The 19,896-nt window shown below is 39.4% G+C and carries 16 protein-coding genes; 15 read left to right on the forward strand and 1 reads right to left on the reverse strand.

Features of this window, described 5'->3' with window-relative positions; genetic code table 11:
* From ACSHXM_RS15490 to tilS, 14 genes are all read left to right on the forward strand, one after another.
* The coding region (locus ACSHXM_RS15490) for an undecaprenyl diphosphate synthase family protein (protein ID WP_435690061.1) at positions 1-254 on the forward strand (254 nt) is incomplete at its 5' end.
* A gap of 40 nt (positions 255-294) precedes the next feature.
* On the forward strand, positions 295-1,158 hold the full coding sequence (locus tag ACSHXM_RS15495) for a phosphatidate cytidylyltransferase (protein WP_435690063.1): 864 nt from the start codon (positions 295-297) through the stop codon (positions 1,156-1,158).
* Positions 1,158-2,393 (forward strand): 1-deoxy-D-xylulose-5-phosphate reductoisomerase, encoded by a 1,236-nt coding sequence (ispC, locus tag ACSHXM_RS15500; RefSeq protein ID WP_435690065.1) that lies wholly within the window; start codon positions 1,158-1,160, stop codon positions 2,391-2,393. The genes ACSHXM_RS15495 and ispC overlap by 1 nt, the downstream gene beginning before the upstream one ends.
* Complete coding sequence (gene rseP, locus ACSHXM_RS15505) at positions 2,394-3,746, forward strand: sigma E protease regulator RseP (RefSeq protein ID WP_435690067.1); 1,353 nt, start codon at positions 2,394-2,396, stop codon at positions 3,744-3,746.
* Between the two features lie 63 nt (positions 3,747-3,809).
* Positions 3,810-6,287: an outer membrane protein assembly factor BamA gene (gene bamA / locus ACSHXM_RS15510; RefSeq protein WP_435690069.1), complete on the forward strand. Its 2,478-nt coding sequence runs from the start codon at positions 3,810-3,812 to the stop codon at positions 6,285-6,287.
* Between the two features lie 50 nt (positions 6,288-6,337).
* Positions 6,338-6,853 (forward strand): OmpH family outer membrane protein, encoded by a 516-nt coding sequence (locus ACSHXM_RS15515; RefSeq protein WP_435690071.1) that lies wholly within the window; start codon positions 6,338-6,340, stop codon positions 6,851-6,853.
* A 61-nt stretch (positions 6,854-6,914) separates the two neighbouring features.
* Positions 6,915-7,949 carry a UDP-3-O-(3-hydroxymyristoyl)glucosamine N-acyltransferase gene (lpxD, locus tag ACSHXM_RS15520; RefSeq protein WP_435690073.1) on the forward strand — a complete coding sequence of 345 codons (1,035 nt, stop codon included), beginning with the start codon at positions 6,915-6,917 and terminating at the stop codon, positions 7,947-7,949.
* A gap of 34 nt (positions 7,950-7,983) precedes the next feature.
* On the forward strand, positions 7,984-8,430 hold the full coding sequence (gene fabZ / locus ACSHXM_RS15525; RefSeq protein ID WP_435690075.1) for a 3-hydroxyacyl-ACP dehydratase FabZ: 447 nt from the start codon (positions 7,984-7,986) through the stop codon (positions 8,428-8,430).
* Between the two features lie 3 nt (positions 8,431-8,433).
* Positions 8,434-9,201, forward strand: a complete 768-nt coding sequence (gene lpxA, locus ACSHXM_RS15530; protein ID WP_435690077.1) for an acyl-ACP--UDP-N-acetylglucosamine O-acyltransferase — start codon at positions 8,434-8,436, stop codon at positions 9,199-9,201.
* 3 nt (positions 9,202-9,204) lie between these two features.
* Entirely contained in the window at positions 9,205-10,392 is a 1,188-nt protein-coding gene (lpxB, locus tag ACSHXM_RS15535) for a lipid-A-disaccharide synthase (protein ID WP_435690080.1), read from the forward strand.
* Positions 10,389-10,985 carry a ribonuclease HII gene (gene rnhB, locus ACSHXM_RS15540; RefSeq protein WP_435690082.1) on the forward strand — a complete coding sequence of 199 codons (597 nt, stop codon included), beginning with the start codon at positions 10,389-10,391 and terminating at the stop codon, positions 10,983-10,985. The genes lpxB and rnhB overlap by 4 nt, the downstream gene beginning before the upstream one ends.
* Positions 10,982-14,461, forward strand: a complete 3,480-nt coding sequence (gene dnaE, locus ACSHXM_RS15545) for a DNA polymerase III subunit alpha (RefSeq protein ID WP_435690084.1) — start codon at positions 10,982-10,984, stop codon at positions 14,459-14,461. Before rnhB ends, dnaE begins: the two co-directional genes overlap by 4 nt.
* 62 nt (positions 14,462-14,523) lie before the next feature.
* On the forward strand, positions 14,524-15,480 hold the full coding sequence (gene accA / locus ACSHXM_RS15550) for an acetyl-CoA carboxylase carboxyl transferase subunit alpha (protein ID WP_435690086.1): 957 nt from the start codon (positions 14,524-14,526) through the stop codon (positions 15,478-15,480).
* A 99-nt stretch (positions 15,481-15,579) separates the two neighbouring features.
* Positions 15,580-16,959, forward strand: a complete 1,380-nt coding sequence (gene tilS, locus ACSHXM_RS15555) for a tRNA lysidine(34) synthetase TilS (protein WP_435690088.1) — start codon at positions 15,580-15,582, stop codon at positions 16,957-16,959.
* A 110-nt stretch (positions 16,960-17,069) separates the two neighbouring features.
* Here the strand turns inward: tilS and ACSHXM_RS15560 are convergent, their stop codons facing one another.
* Positions 17,070-18,995: a sulfatase-like hydrolase/transferase gene (locus ACSHXM_RS15560; RefSeq protein ID WP_435690091.1), complete on the reverse strand. Its 1,926-nt coding sequence runs from the start codon at positions 18,993-18,995 to the stop codon at positions 17,070-17,072.
* 220 nt (positions 18,996-19,215) lie between these two features.
* Between ACSHXM_RS15560 and ACSHXM_RS15565 the strand changes: the two genes are divergently transcribed.
* The coding region (locus ACSHXM_RS15565) for a LysR family transcriptional regulator (protein WP_435690093.1) at positions 19,216-19,896 on the forward strand (681 nt) is incomplete at its 3' end.

Raw genomic sequence — 19,896 nt, forward strand, 5'->3', positions numbered from 1 at the left:
GTACTGAAGATATAAATGAAGATGTATTTACTCAACATACTTGCGCGTCAGAGTTACCAGCAGTTGATTTATTAATTCGCACAGGCGGAGAGCAGCGCATTAGTAATTTTTTACTTTGGCAAGTGGCTTATGCTGAACTGTATTTTTGTAATGATTATTGGCCTGATTTTAATGAAAGTTCATTTCAAGCGGCTGTAGATAATTTTAGTGACCGTCAGCGACGCTTTGGCAAAACGTCTGAGCAAGTAAGTTGATGGTTATTAACTTAAGATTGAATAAAAATGGGATAACGCTTTGTTAAAACAACGAATTCTGACAGCCGTTATTTTGGCACCACTTGCTCTGATGGCAATTTTATTTTTACCATTGGTGAGTTTTCAGGTGGTGATTGCATTAGTAGTAGGGCTAGGGGCTTGGGAATGGTCCAGCATGTCGGGAATCACTCGAAAATTTACTAAAGTGTCCTATGCAATTTTAGTCACGGCAATCTGTTTGCTGTTGGCCTTTATGTTACCCACCGACATGATTTGGTACCAAGGTAAGCTCAATAGTCTTTATCATTATATCCTGTCTCTAGCTGCTCTTTGGTGGCTTATTTCTTTAGCCATGATCATTGTTTATCCAAGGTTTAGTTCAATATGGTATTGCAGTAAACCTATACGCGGCATTTTTGGCTTTTTTACTTTGATCCCGACCTGGGTTGCGGTTATTTCTTTACGAACTAGTTTGTATGATGTCGACCCCTTTTACGGAGCTTCGCTCATTTTTTATGTGCTGGGTATAGTTTGGGCTGCTGACATTGGTGCATTTTTTGTTGGTATCAAATTTGGTAAACATAAACTACGACCATTAGTTTCCCCAGGTAAAACCCTTGAAGGGTTGATGGGCGGTATTTTTGCTTCTTCATTGATCATTGCATTTGCTGCGACACATTATCAATTTGATACGTCAAGAATGTGGTTACATGTTGTCATTGGTGCATTAACTGTAGGTGTATCGGCTCTAGGTGATTTAAATGAAAGTATGTTTAAGCGCTGTGCGGGTATAAAAGACAGTGGTACTTTATTGCCTGGTCATGGCGGTATTATGGATAGAATAGACAGCTTAACTGCAGCTTTCCCAGTCTTTGCATTTTGTTATGTGACTTGGATGGCCTAATGCCCCCATTTTCAAACCAACAACAGAAGCTACAAAAAATCACTATTCTTGGTGCGACTGGCTCTATTGGTCAAAGTACGATAGACGTTATAAGTCGACACCCTGAGCTGTTTAGTGTGTATGCATTAACAGCTAATAGTAATATTGAATTGCTACTCACTCAGGCAAAACTCTGTCATCCTGAATATGTCGTAGTTTCCGATAAGCGTTATTTTACCCAAGCAAAAGAAATGTTTACCCGTGAAGGTTTGAAATGCGAAGTATTACTTGGCATAGAAGGCCTAATACAAGTTGCTGGTTCTGGTGACGTTGACCTTGTTATGGCGGCTATTGTGGGGGCAGCGGGTTTATTACCAACTCTTGCCGCGGTGAATGCAGGTAAAAAAGTGTTGTTGGCGAATAAAGAATCCCTGGTGATGTCCGGTGACTTATTTATTCAAGCTGCAAATGAAAATAATGCACAAATATTACCTATAGATAGTGAACACAATGCAATTTTCCAGTGCTTACCGTCTGATTATCAATATGGAAATATAGTTGCGAGCGGCATAAGTAAAATTTTATTAACCGGCTCGGGCGGTCCATTTTTAAATAGGCCTATTTCAGAATTACCAACAGTTACACCACAACAAGCGTGTGCTCACCCTAATTGGGACATGGGGCAAAAGATATCCGTCGATTCTGCAACCATGATGAATAAAGGTCTTGAGTTTATTGAAGCTAGATATTTGTTTGGGTTAAAGCCCGAAGATATTCAAGTAGTACTTCACCCTCAAAGTATTATCCACTCTATGGTGCAGTATGTAGATGGTTCTGTTATCTCACAGATGGGCAACCCCGACATGCGCACCCCTATTGCACATGCTTTAGCTTATCCGGAGCGTATAGAGTCGGGGGTGAAACCATTAGACTTTAATACAGTTGCAAACTTTAGTTTTACTGAACCAGAGGTTGTTCGTTTTCCAAATCTATATTTAGCCATTCAAGCCAGTAAAGCTGGGCAGTATGCTACAACTGTTTTAAATGCTGCGAACGAGGTTTCGGTTGAGGCTTTTTTACAAGGGAAAATCGGCTTTACACAGATCGCCGAAGTGAATGAAGAATGCCTACAACAAACCTCTGCACATGTTCTAGATAGTATTGATGCTGTTATCGCTAGCGATGAAGAAGCTAGATTATTAAGTCAAAAACTTATCAAACAAATGAATTCGTCTGTTTTACAGGATGTGATTTAAATGTTTGAGCTTTTGAGAAATGTTGGTTCTTTTATACTTGCATTAGGCATACTCGTGGCTGTTCATGAGTGGGGGCACTTCTGGGTTGCTCGTCGTTGTGGGGTAAAAGTAGAAAAATTCTCTATTGGTTTTGGAAAAGCGTTTTGGCGCAAAACAGATAAGTACGGTACAGAATTTGTTTTGGCTCTAATTCCATTAGGCGGCTATGTGAAAATGCTTGATGAGCGAGTGGCTGAAGTGTCAGAGCAAGATTTACCTTACGCGTTTAATCGCCAACATGTATTGAAACGAATTGCGATTATTGCTGCGGGTCCTTTGGTTAATTTTTTGTTTGCTATTGTTGCCTTATTTTTAATGTATTTAATTGGTTTGCAAACCATCAAACCTGTAGTCGGAAGTATTGAACCGCAGAGTATTTTAAGTCAAAGCGTTATTCCTGCTAAGGCTACCTTAGTGCAAATAGGTGAGCGTAAAGTGACTGATTGGGAAGATGTGAATTTTGAATTAATGTCTCACATCGGTAAAAAACAATTGATACTTAAATGGACAGAAAACAATCATCCTATTGCTAAGTCTGCAAAAATAGACATTAGTGATTGGAAATTTGATCCAGATAAAGAGTCGCCATTAACTAGTTTAGGCTTGATGCCATTTAGGCCTGAGGTATCAAAAACACTAGGATATGTACAAAAAGATTCAGCAGCAGAAAAAATAGGTTTGCTGGCTGACGATAAAATTTTGCGTTTAGATGGAACTAGTATGCAAAATTGGGAACAAATAGTGAGTCATGTGGTTGCAAAACCAAATGAAACTATCCAAGTCGATGTTTTGAGAAATAATCAAAATGTGCGTTTACAGGGATTGGTTGGAAGTAAAGAAAATGATCAATCAGTAGTTGGATATATGGGGTTTACCCCAAGATATGAAGCTTGGCCAGAAGGTATGGTGTTTATTCATCAATATGGTTTGGTTCGGGCATTGGGTAAAGCGGTAGACAAAACTTGGCGTTTAATGACTTTAAGTATAGAGATGCTTGGAAAGTTGTTAACAGGTGATGTGTCGGTAAAAAGTTTAAGTGGCCCTATAGCTATTGCTCAAGGAGCAGGCATGAGTGCAAGTTCTGGCTTAGTTTACTTTTTAAGCTTTCTAGCGCTAATTAGTGTTAATTTAGGCATAATTAACCTTTTACCTTTACCAGTGCTTGATGGTGGTCACTTACTGTATTATTTTATAGAGTTTTTGAGTGGTCGCCCCGTCCCAGATTCAGTACAAGAAGTGGGCTTTAAAATTGGTGGCATTGTGCTGCTATTGTTAATGAGTGTTGCAATTTTTAATGATATTGCGCGTTTATAGTTTTTATCGGTCTTTATGACCATATACGTATTTTCGAATACGTTTAGGAAGAATACTAAATCAATGAAGTTTAAACAGTTAGTTGTTGCCGGATTAATGTTGTCCATTGCTAGCTTAGCAAAAGCAGCACCCAGTAGTGAATTTGTTGTTAAAGACATCAAAATAGAAGGGTTACAACGTGTCGCTTTAGGTGCCGCTTTGACATATTTGCCGGTTAACGTTGGTGACGAAATGAATAGTTTCCGAATCTCTCAGTTGATCCGCTCTATGTATTCTTCTACTCACTTTGAAAGCATTCAGATATTACGTGACGGAAACGTTCTTATTGTGCGAGTCCATGAGCGCCCCACTATCAGTAATATAGAGTTTGAAGATAACGATGATATTAAGGATGAACAACTACAAGAAAGTTTAGACGGTAATAATATTGTTGTCGGTGAGCCATTAGATAAAACGATGCTAACTCAGGTTGAAAATGGTTTAAAAGACTTCTTTTATAGCATAGGTAAATACAACGCTGATGTGACGGCGATTGTTACACCTTTGCCAAGAAACCGTGTTGATTTAAAGTTACTGTTTGAAGAAGGTGATGCAGCTAGCCTTGAGCAAATCAATATCGTAGGTAATTCAATTTATTCCGACGAAGAATTATTAGAACAAGTTGAATTACAATTTGATACGCCTTGGTGGGATTTCTTATCTGAAACTCGTTACCAAAAACAAACCTTAACAGGTGATATGGAAACGATTACTAGTCATTATAAAGATCGTGGTTATTTACGATTTAATATTGATTCTACTCAAGTCTCTATGACTCCAGATAAGGAAGGGATCTACATTACCTTAAACGTCGATGAAGGCGAAAAATACGAAATATCTGACGTGGAACTGATTGGTGACTTGTTAGGGTTTGAAGAATATTTAAAACTGGTTTTACCTATTAGAAAAGGCCAGTTGTATAACCAAGCTCAAGTAACGTATACCGAAGAATATATTAGTAAATATTTGGGGCGTTATGGATATGCCTATCCAACGGTTACCACTATTCCTGATATTAATGATGATGACAAAACCGTTAAGTTGGTATTGTCAGTTGATCCAGGCAAACGTATTTATGTACGTAGAATAAACTTTGAAGGCAATATCAGTACTGCTGATGAAGTGTTACGACAATCTGTTAACCAAATGGAAGGTTCTTGGTTATCTAACGATACATTAGAAGTGTCTAAAAATAGTTTGTCGCGTTTAACTTATATGGAAAAAGTAGACTTCGAAACGGTTCGTTTACCGGGTGAAGAAGACAAAGTCGATGTTAATTTTACCGTTAAAGAGCAGGCTTCAGGTTCATTCAATGCCGGTATTGGTTACGGTGATAGAACCAAATTAAGCTTACAGGCGGGGATTCAACAAGATAACTTTTTGGGAACAGGTAAACGTGTGGCTTTTAATGTCAGCACAGTGTCATATCAAAAGAGTGTACAGCTTTCTTATACGGACCCGTATTTTACCATTGATGGAATTAGTCTAGGTGGTTCTGTTTCATACAGTGAATTTGACGGTAGTTCAGCAAACCTGATTCAATATAACAGTAAGCAATTCTCTGTTGGGACCAATATTGGTTACCCTATTGATCAATACAATCGGATTAATTTTGGATTAACCTACTCAAATGTAGAGCTATTCCAAAACCAGCCTTATGTTCAGACCATAAGATTTAACAACCAATTTATTGATCCTAATAACCCAGATGCAGCTATTAATTATTATAGTTTCTTGGCTTCAGTAGCTTGGTCAAGGTCAACCTTAAACCGTGGTGTTTTTCCAACAGCAGGCTCGTCGCAAAGAGCGTCTTTTGGGGTCACAACGCCTAACTCAGACGTTAACTACTTTAAAACCGATTTTGATGGTAAATGGTATTTCCCATTATCACGTAATCAGCGCTGGTCTTTCTTAGCTAGATTAAAAATGGGTTATGGTAACGGTTATGGTGATGTAGACGGTATTGACCAAATATTGCCATTTACCCAACACTTTACCGCTGGTGGTGCAGACACATTACGTGGATTTGAGAACAATACAGTCGGTCCAAGGGGCGTGTTAGTGAGCCCTAATTCAGTGGTTACCGATCCAAGTGGACGTCCAATATTGGGAAGTCCAACAACTGACAGTATTTCAATATCGAGACGTTCTCTCGGGGGGAATGCTATGTTGTTAGGTGGTGTGGAGCTAATTGTCCCCACTCCTTTTGTCGACGTAGACTTTGATAATTCTGTTCGAAGCAGTATGTTTATTGATGTAGGTAACGTATGGGATACTGAGTTTGATTATGATCGTTATAAAGATCTGACTGTCAATACTACATATAGTGATGATGATATACTTGATTATAGTGACCCATCTAAATATAGAGCTTCCTATGGTCTTTCTGTACAATGGTTGTCACCTATGGGACCTATGGTATTTAGTTTCTCTAGGCCAATTGAAGAACAAGAAGGTGATGATACTAAGTTCTTCACCTTTAATATTGGTCAAACATTTTAATTTTTCGGTTGGAATACCAACCCCATAACAATAAGAAACAGGAGTTTCCTTTGAAAAAATTTACTAAAAGTTTAATTGCTGGAGCGTTGATTGGCACAGCTATGATGAGTTCTGCAGTACAAGCGGAACAAAAAATTGGAGCGGTTAACGTACAAGGTATTTTCCAAAGTTTGCCTCAGGCTGCTACCATCCAACAAACTATTGCTGAAGAGTTTAAAGATAAAACCGAAGAAGTAAGCAGACTTGAAAAAGACATTAAGTATTACCTTGAAAAAAATCAACGTGATGCTGCTACTATGAGTGATAAAGAGAAAAAAGAGCTTCAAGAAAAAATCATTCAACTTAGAACAGATTACGAAGCTAAAGCAAAACCTTTACAACAAGAAATCCAACAACGCGCCCAACAAGAGCAAAATAAGTTGTTAGGTCTAATCAGACAAGGTATTGAAGCTGTTGCCGCAAAAGAAAAGTATGACGTAATATTGAATGCGACTGCTGTAACGTTTATTAAACCTGAGCATGACATTTCTAAAGCTGTAATTGAGCAAGTTAATAAAATCAAATAGCTTTTAGTATTAAAAAGCAGGCCCTGTTTTAACAGGGTCGCAATCTCAAGTAGGAGATATTTTGAGTCATTCACTGAGTTTAGCTTTTATAGCGCAAGCTATTGGAGCAGAATTACATTTGGCGGATGGTGATACTCCAGATGCCCTCATCACAAACCTTGCAAGTTTAGCCAAAGCTGGTAATGGTCAGATTTCATTTTTGTCTAATAGCAAGTATCGTAGTCAACTTCTGGAAACACGAGCTCAAGCCGTCATTATTCATTCAGATGAACTCGCTCACTGTACCCAAAGCGCACTGGTTATGGCTAATCCTTATGTTGGATATGCTAAAGCCGCACAACTTTTAGATGATACGCCTTCTGCAGCCCATCAAGTCTCACCACGTGCCGATATTGCATCAAGTGTTACGTTAGGTGACGGTGTTAAGGTTGGTGCTTTTTCGGTAATTGAAGACGATGTCACCCTTGGTGATAATGTTCAAATTGGTGCGGGCTGTTTTATTGGCAAAGGTACAACAATCGGTGCAAACACTAAATTGTGGGCCAATGTCAGTGTTTATCACAATGTGATAATCGGAACAGATTGTTTGGTACAAGCAAATACCATCATCGGCAGTGATGGATTTGGTTATGCAAATGACCAAGGTCAGTGGATTAAGATCCCACAGTTAGGCAGTGTAATCATTGGCGATAGAGTCGAAATTGGCGCCAGTACTACTATTGACCGTGGTGCTTTAGAAAATACTATTTTAGGTGATGGCGTTATTATTGATAATCAATGCCAAATTGCCCACAACGTTGAGATAGGCGAAAATACCGCTATGGCGGCATGTTCCGTAGTCGCAGGAAGTACCACAATCGGTAAAAATTGCAGTATTGCTGGTTTAGTTGGCATCAATGGCCACATTTCTATTTGTGATGGTGTGGTTATGACAGGTATGAGCATGATGACTAAAAACATTACACAAGCTGGTGTGTATTCATCTGGAATGCCCGCAGAGCCATATAAACAGTGGCGTAAAAATGTGGTTGCCATGCGAAATATAACCAGCCTTAATCAGCGTATTAAAACATTGGAAAAATATCAAGACGAGTAGTTAGCCTACTGTTTTGATTGTTTAGGAGTACACCTTGGCTAATAGTTTACAACCTCTAGAAATAGAAGAGATTATGGAGCTTTTGCCCCATAGATACCCATTTTTGTTAGTAGATAGAGTAACGGATTACACTCTTTATGAGTCTATCGATGCCTATAAAAACATCACCTTTAATGAACCTTGTTTTACCGGACATTTTCCTGGTAAGCCGATTTTCCCTGGTGTATTGATTCTAGAAGCCTTAGCTCAAGTAGCTGGTGTTTTAGGATTTAAAAGCCAAGGCAATAGCGATGATCTATATTTATATGCCGGTATAGATAAAGCACGTTTTAAAATGCCTGTCGTACCGGGCGATCGGTTAGATATGAAAGTTAACCTGATTAAAGAAAAACGTGGAATTTGGAAGTTTCATGGTGTGGCCAGTGTTGATGGCAAAGCGGCTTGTGAAGCTGAATTTATGTGTGCCATGAGGAAATTGTAAAAGGTGATCCATTCTACTGCCATAATACATTCATCAGTTAAACTGGGTGAAAATGTTTCTATTGGACCCTTCTGTGTCATTGATGCAGATGTATCAATTGGAGACAACTGTGTGTTTGAGTCCCATGTGGTAGTGAAAGGTAAAACTACTATTGGCAAAAATAATCATTTTTACCAATTTGGTTCTATCGGTGAAGATTGCCAAGATAAAAAATATGCAGGTGAACCAACGGAGCTAATTATTGGAGACAATAATATATTTCGTGAAGGTGTCACAGTCCATCGTGGCACCATTCAAGATAAATGTGTCACTATCATAGGTTCTAATAATTTGATTATGACTTATGTACATATTGCCCACGATTGTGTCATTGGTAGTAATAGTATCTTGGCTACTCATGCAACCTTGGCAGGACATGTTCATGTTGGCGATTGGGTTATAATGGGCGGCATGACAGCCGCTCATCAATTTTGTCATATCGGCTCACATAGTTTTGTTGCAGGTGGTGTTATTGCTTTTAGAGATGTGCCTCCTTTTGTGATGTTAGGTGATGATTCAACCCCTAAAGGCATTAACTCTGAAGGGTTGCGCCGAAGAGGTTTTGAACCTGAAACAATTTTACAGATCAAACGAGCATATAAAATTTTGTATCGAAGCGGAAATAGAGCAGAAGAAGCGGTAGAAAAGCTTCGTGAAATGCCCGATGCTTCACCAGAAATCAACATGTTGGCAGACTTTGTAAGCAACTCTTCTAGAGGAATTGTACGCTAAATCATGAGCGACAAAACACTCAAAATTGGTATCGTCGCAGGTGAAGCTTCTGGCGACATTCTTGCCGCAGGACTGATTAAACAGTTAAAAAAACGATTTCCTAATGCCACATTCGAAGGTATTGCCGGTCCCAAAATGCAAAACCAAGGGTGTTCTTCATTATTTGAAATGGAAGAGTTGTCTGTGATGGGGTTAGTTGAAGTCTTATCTCGAATTCGCAGACTCATGTTCATTCGTAAAACTCTTACTCAGCATTTTTTGAACAATCCTCCTGACGTGTTTATTGGGGTTGATGCGCCTGATTTTAATTTAAATCTCGAATCGAAGTTAAAGAAACGGGGCATTAAAACTGTTCACTATGTCAGCCCTACTGTTTGGGCATGGCGTGAAAAACGTATTTTTAAAATAGCTAAGGCTACCAATTTAGTCTTAAGTATCTTTCCTTTTGAAAAAAAGGTGTATGACAAGCATCAAATTCCATGCGATTTTGTTGGTCATACTATGGCTGACGACATTGACATCTCACCTGATATGGCTGGTACACGTCAAGCGTTGAACTTAAAAGACAATGACGTAGTTTTGGCCGTGCTTCCTGGCAGCCGTAAACGGGAAGTGGACACCTTATTGGACGTATTCATTCAATCAAGTTTGAAGATTAGACAAGACATTCCAGACCTCAAAGTGTTGATCCCGGTTGTTAACAGACAGCGTAAACAACAAGTAGACGAATATTTACAAACACATTTACCTGAGCTTGATTGTCGGGTGGTGATTGGCCATGCAAGAGAAGTGATGATTGCATCAGATGCGGTATTGTTAGCTTCTGGTACTGCGACCCTTGAAGCCATGTTATGTAAAAAAAATATGGTCACGGCTTATCAATTAAGCCCAATTACTTACCAGTTAATGCGCTGGTTATATAAAGCGAAATATTTCGCTTTACCTAATGTGTTAGCAGACCAAAAATTGATCCCGGAATTGCTCCAAGAAGACGTCAGCGTAGATAATATTGTTGAGCTTTTGTTACCAATGTTGGCGGAAAAAAATAGTGAAAAACAGCAAAAATTGATATCTAAGTTTGAAATGTTACACCAATCATTGAGGCAAGATGCAGATGTGCAAGCAGCAAATGCGGTTGCAAATTTGATCGAAAACTCAGCCTCGAACAAAAATATTGAACTAACACAATGAATAAAATTTTGGCAGGGGTAGACGAAGTTGGTCGAGGCCCATTAGTAGGCGATGTGGTAACAGCTGCAGTTATTTTAGATCCTAATTATCAAATAGCAGGTTTAGCTGACTCAAAGAAAATTTCGGAAAAAAAGCGAAACGTCTTGGCTAGCGAAATAAAAGAACATGCACTAGCCTGGTCAATAGGCCGAGCAAGCCCACAAGAAATAGATAAGTTAAACATTTTACATGCCACTATGTTAGCGATGACTAGGGCAGTAGATGGTCTTTCTATTCAACCTGAACATGTGATGGTTGATGGTAATCGATGTCCAAATTGGCAATATTCCAGTGAAGCTATCATCAAAGGAGATGGACTTATTGCTGAGATTTCAGCTGCATCCATTATTGCAAAAGTAGCCCGTGATGAAGAAATGGTCCAACTTGACAAGCGTCACCCAGAATATGGCTTTGCTCAGCATAAAGGGTATCCCACTAAATTACATATCGCTAAGCTCGCTGAATTAGGTCCTTTGGCTGAATACCGCATGAGTTTTAAGCCTGTACAACAATCCTTAAGTTTACGTGATGGCCAATTAGCAGGTAGTAAATGAGCGATTCTCTAGCCCCAACTGAATTTATACATTTACGCGTACACAGTGACTTTTCCATGTTGGATGGCTTAAACAAAATTAAGCCCATCATAGCAAAAGTTAAAGAGCTCAATATGCCCGCTGTGGCGTTGACCGATCAAATGAATATGTGTGGTCTAGTTAAGTATTATGGCCAAGCACATGCTAACGGAATTAAACCCTTAATAGGCACTGACTTTTGGGTGCAAAGTGATGAGTTAGAAGATAGTTTATTCCGCCTTACCTTATTGGCGATGAATAATCAGGGTTACAAAAACATCACCTTATTAATATCTAAAGCTTATGAACGTGGAAGTATTAATGATAGGGCAGTGATTGACCGAAATTGGTTAGTCGAGTTTAAAGAAGGTGTGTTGATCATATCTGGTGGTAAGGCTGGTGACTTAGGCCAAGTACTTACCAAAGGTAATATTGAGCTAGCTAATCAAATTACCGCATTTTATCAACAGCACTTTCCTGATTGTTATTACCTTGAATTAACCCGCACAGGTCGGTTAGGTGAAGAAAATTATATTCACCGAGCAGTAGAATGGGCAGATCAAAATGCGCTCCCAGTAGTAGCGACTAATGAAGTATGTTTTGTCGAGCAAAAAGGTTTTGATGCACACGAAATAAGAGTGGCCATTCATGATGGTTTTACGCTGAATGACCCTAGGCGTCCCAAAGAATATAGTGATCAGCAATATCTTCGAAGCGCCGATGAAATGCTTGAGTTATTTAAAGATATTCCTGAGGCCATTCAAAATACGGTAGCCATTGCCAAACGTTGTAACGTAACCGTGCAGCTGGGCACTTATTTTCTGCCAGACTTTCCTACTGAAGGCATGGATATAAAAGACTTCTTAGTTAAAGTTTCCAGAGAAGGTTTGGAACGTCGTTTAGCCTTTTTATTTCCTGATGAAGAAGTGCGTAAAGAAAAACGTCCAGAATATGATGAACGCCTAGAGATAGAATTAGTTGTTATCAATGACATGGGATTCCCTGGTTACTTTTTGATCGTAATGGAATTTATTCAATGGAGTAAAGATAACAATATTCCAGTTGGCCCAGGGCGAGGGTCTGGTGCTGGTTCTTTGGTAGCTTATGCTTTAGATATCACCGATCTTGATCCTCTTGAATACGATTTGTTATTTGAACGTTTTCTAAACCCTGAACGTGTTTCTATGCCTGACTTTGATGTTGATTTTTGCATGGACAGACGAGATGAGGTTATCGATCATGTTGCCGAAATGTATGGCCGAGATGCTGTGTCTCAAATCATCACATTTGGCACCATGGCAGCCAAAGCCGTTGTGCGAGATGTAGGCCGAGTATTAGGTCACCCATATGGGTTTGTGGATAATATTTCTAAATTGATCCCACCTACACCAGGCATGACCCTTGAAAAAGCCTTTGTTGAAGAACCTCGCTTACCAGAGTTATACAACCAAGATGAAGATGTAAAAGATCTCATAGACATGTGCCGTATTTTAGAAGGGGTTACCCGAAATGCCGGTAAACATGCTGGTGGTGTGGTTATTTCTCCTACGACAATTACTGACTTTGCCCCACTTTATTGTGATGATGAAGGTAAAAACCCGGTTACTCAGTTTGATAAAAATGATGTTGAAACAGCTGGCTTGGTCAAATTTGACTTCTTGGGGTTACGTACCTTAACGATCATTCAATGGGCTATTGATATGATCAAGACCGGTAAAGGCAAAGATATAGATATAGCCGCAATCTCGTTAACTGATCCTAAGTGTTTTAAAATTTTGCAAAACTCTGAAACTACTGCGGTATTCCAGTTGGAATCTCGTGGTATGAAAGAGCTCATCAGTCGTTTAAAACCCGATACATTTGAAGATATTATCGCCCTTGTTGCACTCTTCAGACCTGGGCCATTGCAATCAGGCATGGTAGACAATTTTATTGACCGTAAACACGGCCGAGAAGATATCTCTTACCCAGATGCTGAATACCAACATGAATGTTTAAAAGAGATACTTGAGCCGACTTACGGCATTATCTTGTATCAAGAACAAGTAATGCAAATTGCTCAGGTTATGTCAGGTTATAGCCTAGGAGGTGCAGATATGTTGCGCCGGGCTATGGGTAAGAAAAAACCTGAAGAGATGGAGAAACAGCGAGGCTCTTTTGAAAGCGGTGCAAAAGACAACGGCATAGATCCTAACCTTGCCATGAAAATTTTTGACTTGGTGGAAAAATTCGCTGGGTATGGATTCAATAAATCTCACTCTGCTGCTTATGCATTAGTGTCTTATCAAACCTTATGGCTTAAAACTCATTTCCCTGCTGAGTTTATGGCGGCTGTTATGTCGGCGGATATGGACAATACAGACAAAATTGTGACTTTGGTTGACGAATGTAGCCGTATGAATATCACCATTTTACCACCCGATGTGAATGCGGGGAGCCATAAGTTTACGGTAGATGACCAAGAACGAATTGTATACGGAATTGGTGCGATTAAAGGTGTAGGTGAAGGCCCGATAGAAGCCATTATTGAAGCGCGAGAAGAAAAAGGTAAGTTCACTGACTTATTTGATTTTTGTGCAAAAGTGGATACTAAACGGATTAATAAACGGGTCTTAGAAAAGTTAGTATTAGCTGGCGCATTAGATACCTTGGGCCCACACAGAGCATCAATTCAAGCGTCGTTGCCAAATGCCATCGCAGCGGCTAATCAGCACGCAAAAGCAGAATCTGTTGGTCAACCTGATATGTTTGGTTTGTTGAATACCGAACCTGAACAAGTTCAGCAAGCGTTTGCGAATGTAAACCCTTGGCCAGAAAAAGTATGGTTGGATGGTGAAAAATTGACGCTAGGTTTATACCTAACAGGTCATCCCATTAATCAGTATTTAAATGAGATCAAGCGATATACCCAATGCCGATTAGTTGATTTAAAACCGACTAATCGAGACCAGGTTGCTTTTGCCGTGGGCTTAGTGGTGGGTAAACGGGTCATGGTGAGTAAAAGAGGTAAGCGATGGGCGTTAGTCACCTTAGACGATAAAAGCGCTAGAATGGAAATCCGCTTCTCTCCAGAAATGTTAGAACAGTATGAAGAACTGTTGGAAGAGGATAAAATACTGCTTATTAGCGGGCAGGTCAGAGATGATGATTACTCTGGTGGCATGATGATGTCAGCTCGCGATGCCATGGATATTATCCAAGCCAGAGAAAAAAATGCTAAGTGGTTACAAATACATCTAGAATCTAGCTGGTGTAATCCTGCTACAATCGATAAACTACAAGCAATTTTACAGCCTCACCAAGGTGGCAGTTGCCCAGTCCAGATACACTATGTACATCCGGATGCAAAAGTCGATTTGGCGTTAGGCGCGCAGTGGTATGTAACCCCTGAAGATGAACTGTTATATGAGTTACAACAGTTATTGGGTAAACCACAGGTTAATTTAGAGTTTCATTAGTTGGTTCTGTCTTAAAGAGCGAAACGAATGAAGGTAATAACAAATATATTATTAGGTGTTAAATGAGCGTAAATTTCTTGGAATTCGAAAAACCTATCGCTGAATTGGAAGCGAAGATTGAAGAGTTAAGAATAGTCAATCAAGGTGGAGAGTTCGACGTCAGTATTGAAGAAGAGATCACTAAACTTAGAGAAAAAAGTGCAGAACTCAGCAAGAAGATCTTTGCTGATTTAGGTGCTTGGCAGGTGTCTCAATTGGCCCGTCACCCAATGCGTCCTTATACATATGATTATGTTGAGCGTATTTGCACAGAGTTTGACGAATTGGCTGGTGATCGTGCCTATGCTGACGATAAAGCAATTGTTGGTGGATTGGCAAAAATTGATGGACAAGCCGTGATGATTATTGGTCATCAAAAAGGCCGTGATACCAAAGAAAAAATTAAGCGTAATTTTGGCATGCCTAAACCTGAAGGTTACCGCAAAGCATTACGTTTAATGGAAATGGCTGAACGATTTAATTTACCTATTATTACTTTTATTGATACCCCTGGTGCATACCCTGGTGTCGGCGCTGAGGAGCGTGGTCAAAGTGAAGCTATCGCTAAAAATTTAAAAGTGATGGCTGGCCTTAAGGTACCTATTATTTGTACTGTTATTGGTGAAGGTGGTTCTGGTGGTGCATTAGCTATCGGTGTAGGTGACAGAGTTAACATGCTGCAATACAGTACGTATTCGGTTATTTCTCCTGAAGGTTGTGCTTCTATTTTGTGGAAAAGTGCTGAAAAAGCGCCATTAGCAGCGGAAGCCATGGGAGTCAGTGCCCCACAAATTAAAGAATTAGACTTAATTAACACTATCGTCGATGAGCCACTAGGTGGTGCACATAGAGATCACGATAGTATGGCTGCCAATTTAAAAGCTACCTTAAAACAGCAATTGTCTCAGTTGTCTGGTTTATCGAAAGAAGAATTATTAGACCAACGTTATCAACGTTTAATGTCCTATGGATATTGTTAAAAGTCGATATTGCTAAACCTTAGCTCTTAACCGTAAAACGTGGAAATAAAATAGAGCCACTTGTTGCATAAACAGGTGGCTTTTTGTTTACTAACAAATATGAAAATCCTCAAAGCATTAGAATCTTATTTAAGATCTCAGTCACTTCTAGAATCTAACGATTTAGTCGTCGCCTATAGTGGTGGTTTAGATTCACATGTTTTATTGCACGCTTTAAGTGTATTACGTGATCAAATGAGCATTGATGTAACGATACATGCGATTCATATTCATCATGGTTTAAGCCCAAAAGCAGGTGAATGGCAAGCACATTGCCAGAGCGTATGTGCTGAATTAAACATCTTGTTTAGCACAGCCAAAATTCAACTGACTAATACGAGTCGTACAAGTTTAGAAGCCCTGGCACGAGAAGCTCGTTATAAACAGATTGTAGAGCTGGCTTCGAATGACGCATTCGTTTTGTTAGGTCAACATGAGGATGATCAACTAGAAACATTTTTACTGCAGCTTAAACGTGGTGCAGGCCCTAAAGGGTTAGCATCTATGAACCCCAAATGGGTTGTCGAAGAAAATAAGAAAAACGTTATATTTGGTAGGCCTTTATTAGATATTAGTCAGCAAGACATTTTAGATTACGCAGAAAAGAATAACCTAAATTGGTGTGAAGACGATTCAAACCAAGACACAAAATTTGATAGAAACTTTTTGCGTCATGATGTGTTGCCTATATTGCAAAATCGTTGGCCAGAGCTTGCTAAGTCGGTCTCTCGTAGTGCCCAACTGTGTGCACAGCAACAAGTCTTATTAGACGAAGTGTGCATTGAAAAACTAGCTAGTTTAAAAAGGCCAGATAATAGCCTGTGCGTGAATGGTTTAATTCTCCTTTCAGAACATTGGTTATATGCCGTTGTTCGTTATTGGTTGTCCGAGCAAAACGTCGCCAGCCCCTCACTATTGGTGATGCAACAACTTAGGCCTCAAGTGTTAATAGCGGCGGATGATGCAGCGCCCATTCTGCAATGGCAAAACTGGCAGTTTAGACGTTTTAATCAGCAGCTTTACCTTGTGCAAAAAACGGATGTTTTTGAGCCAATAAATATGACTTGGCAAGGTGAAGCCGAATTGCCACTGCCTGGTCAATTTGGCCGTTTAACATTTACTGCGCAACCCATATCGGGTGATAGCTTGGTTAAGTTTGATCCTAGTATAGGACCTATCACCCTAAAGACAGGGGGCTTTTCTCAAAAGTTTAAGCCTAATAATAGCCCACACAGTAAACCGTTAAAACAATGGTTTAAACAGTGGAAAATCCCGCCTTGGCAAAGAGATAGGTGCATTCAGCTTATCCAGGATGAGCGTATTATTGCCCTTTATATTAATGACCATTGGATTGTGTCAGCGAGTTCTTCTTTAAATAATAACAAAGGTATTAACAAAGATAATACCAAGTATATTTCAGTCACTTATTTTACCGAGTAGCGTTTTTCGTACTGTTTATCATTCGAAAACGCTATCATTCGAAAATGGGATATCATTAAAAAACGGGGCTTACTAATAAGCCCCGTTTTAATTTTGAATAGTGAATTTTTCTAATTTTTTAGATAAGAAATTCGATTGTTTAACCAGTAATGAAAGTTCTTAATTTGTTTTTCAGTTAGGGAACTTGGGTAACCTGAATTCCATGCATCTCGAAATGGAATATCGAATGTAGTGCCCTTAATATCGTGAATAAGCGTGGCGATATTTAACATGTCCACTGCCTGCATATGACTTTGACTTTGGGCTACAAGCTTTTCAAGAGGAGCTTTTGCGTCAAGTTGATTTGTAATGGCCAAATATTCAATCGCTCTTGCGCGGTTTAACAAGTTATCATCTTTTCCAGCAATGCTTTTCACAATAGAGCTTAGGCTTTTGGCTTTATTTTTAAAACTGCTCATGACTATTAAGCCCCAATATCTTTGCCAGGGGTGCTCTGATTTTAAAGCCGCTTTAACCTTGCGTTTTACTCTTGAGAATTTACCAAGTTGTAGATCGGCAATATCAATGAGTTTGCCGATTTCGCCTTTGTTGTTTTGGGCGAATTGAGTCGGGTCGAGCATGGCATTGCCAGCTACTTGGCTAGACTCGGGATAAAAACCAAAATCAGGTAGACTTTTAAGCTGTTTAGTTAACTTTTTACGTAGTTTTTTTCGCACGTTTTTATAGTGTTTATCTGCCGCTAGGTTCTGGGTTTCGTATGGATCTTTTTCAATATCGTAAAGTGCTTCAGCAGGTTTACTATTAAAAAACGACGCTTGAACAGAATTAAGTTGGCCAGCATCAAACATGTTTTTCCACTGTTTTAGTGCTTGGTTTTTGAATCGATAAGCATTAAATAATGAATCGGGATTAAACGGCTGATAGTGGCGAATGTACTTGTATTTTCCCTCGCGTACACTGCGTACAAGATCTGATTTTTCATCAAAGCGATCTGCATAACCAAAGGTGGTATCACGTTCGTTTAGTTTCTTTAGGCTGATATCTTGGCCTAAGAAAGCCGTGCCATCTTGCTCGGCTTGTTCTGGTAGACCGGCTAATTTTAATAGGGTCGGTGCAAAATCAACAAAACTAACAAATCCATCAATATATTCCCGCTTCAATTGGTGCATGTCCTGGTGGACTAAGTGGCGAAAGTTTTTAGGTATGTACACGACTAAAGGTACACTTAACCCTCTTTCGAACAAGTATCCTTTGCTTGCCGGTAACACACCTCCATGGTCACCAAAGTAGAAAATAAAGGTATCATCCATTAAATTATCTTCTTTAAGTTGGTTTAATACTTCACCAATTTGTTTGTCTGCTTTGAGGTGATTATCTAAAGTACGAGCATAGGTGTATTTAAATAAGTCCGTCTCAGGATAGATAGGTGGCAGGTTAATACTCTCGTAGGCATGAGTTGTTGGCACATTGTCAACGTCAGACACTGGAAATTGCAGTTGTGACTCATGGGTGATGCCAAAAGTCTGTTTGTGGAAAAATGGCTGATTGGGCGCGCGTTTTCTCCAAGTTGCTCTTGGTGCACTTTTATCCCAAATACCTTGTTGTTCAGCAAAGTTGTAATCGGTTTTTGAGTAGTTTGTTGTGTAATACCCCGCTTGTTTCAATAACAAACTAATAGGTTTTAATCCTTCAGGTAGGTGTGTCGATTGGTAGGCTCTGTGATTATTCATAGCCAGTCTAGGCAAATAAGCGCCTGTCGCTAGGGTAGAGCGGGCGGTTGAACATACAGCGGCGTTTGAAAATGCATTATTAAAAATCAATCCTTGATTTGCTAAGCTACGTACGTTTGGCATAACTGCACCTTGGGAATCGTACAAATTTAAATAATGTTTGGAATTGTCTTCAGACATTAACCACACAAAATTTGGCCTCTTAATTTGTTCCGCGTAGGAGAAAAAACTCAGTAAATATGCGCTAAGTACGACTGCAAAAATAAAGCGTACATTGGATTTAAAAGTGAAAAGGTGACTGATCATTCATTGGCCTTCGGTTTGCATTTGATGTAACTGAATTAAATATGATTTTTATTATACCCGTGGGGTGAGTTAAGAACAGGCTTACAATGTATAATTTCTGTAAATGCGACGTAAACCTTGAATTCTTTGGTCTTAGGTAAAAAAATTCGTTGTAATATTTGTATCTGTTTCTTACACTAAGACATTAGTATCAATAACTATACCTATAAGTGGTGCTGGCATGTTAAACCGTTTACAAGAATCAGACATTAAATTACTCCGCGTGTTTTATGCGGTAGCGTCATGTAATGGCTTTACCGCCGCAGAACCCGTGTTGCGTATGCAACGCCCAAATATTAGTGCGGCAATTAAAAAGTTGGAAGAACGTTTAGATCTTGTTCTTTGTCATAGAGGCCGTGGTGGCTTTCAAATGACAAAAGAGGGCGAGGTGGTTTTTCAAGAAACCAAACGTATTTTTAACTCTTTCGATAACTTTGTCTTCAACCTCAAAAGTTTACATGATGACTATTCTGGGCATATTACCTTAGTCATGATGGCTGGTTTGCCTTTGTCGTACCATTTAGCAGTTAGTAAAGCTGTTAAAAGTACCATGAAGAAATTCAATGATATTCATGTGAACATTCAAACCCGTTTATATAACGAAGTCGAACACGTCGCTTTGTCTGGCGAGTGCCATTTAGTGTTATCAACCTATGACATGGTAAAACCCGAGTCAGTAACATTTCATCCTGTTGAGGTCACTTGTAGCGGGCGTTTATATTGTGCACCTTCTCATCCTCTGGCTAAATACCGTGAAGGTTTACCTAGCAGCGTGAATATTGAAGACTATCCTGCGATTGGTATTTCCGGCTTGTCTTCCGCTAATTACATTAGTGAAGATACACGTATGGCTATTCAGACC

The sequence above is a fragment of the Paraglaciecola sp. genome (genome assembly GCF_051252315.1).
GTDB lineage: Bacteria > Pseudomonadota > Gammaproteobacteria > Enterobacterales > Alteromonadaceae > Paraglaciecola.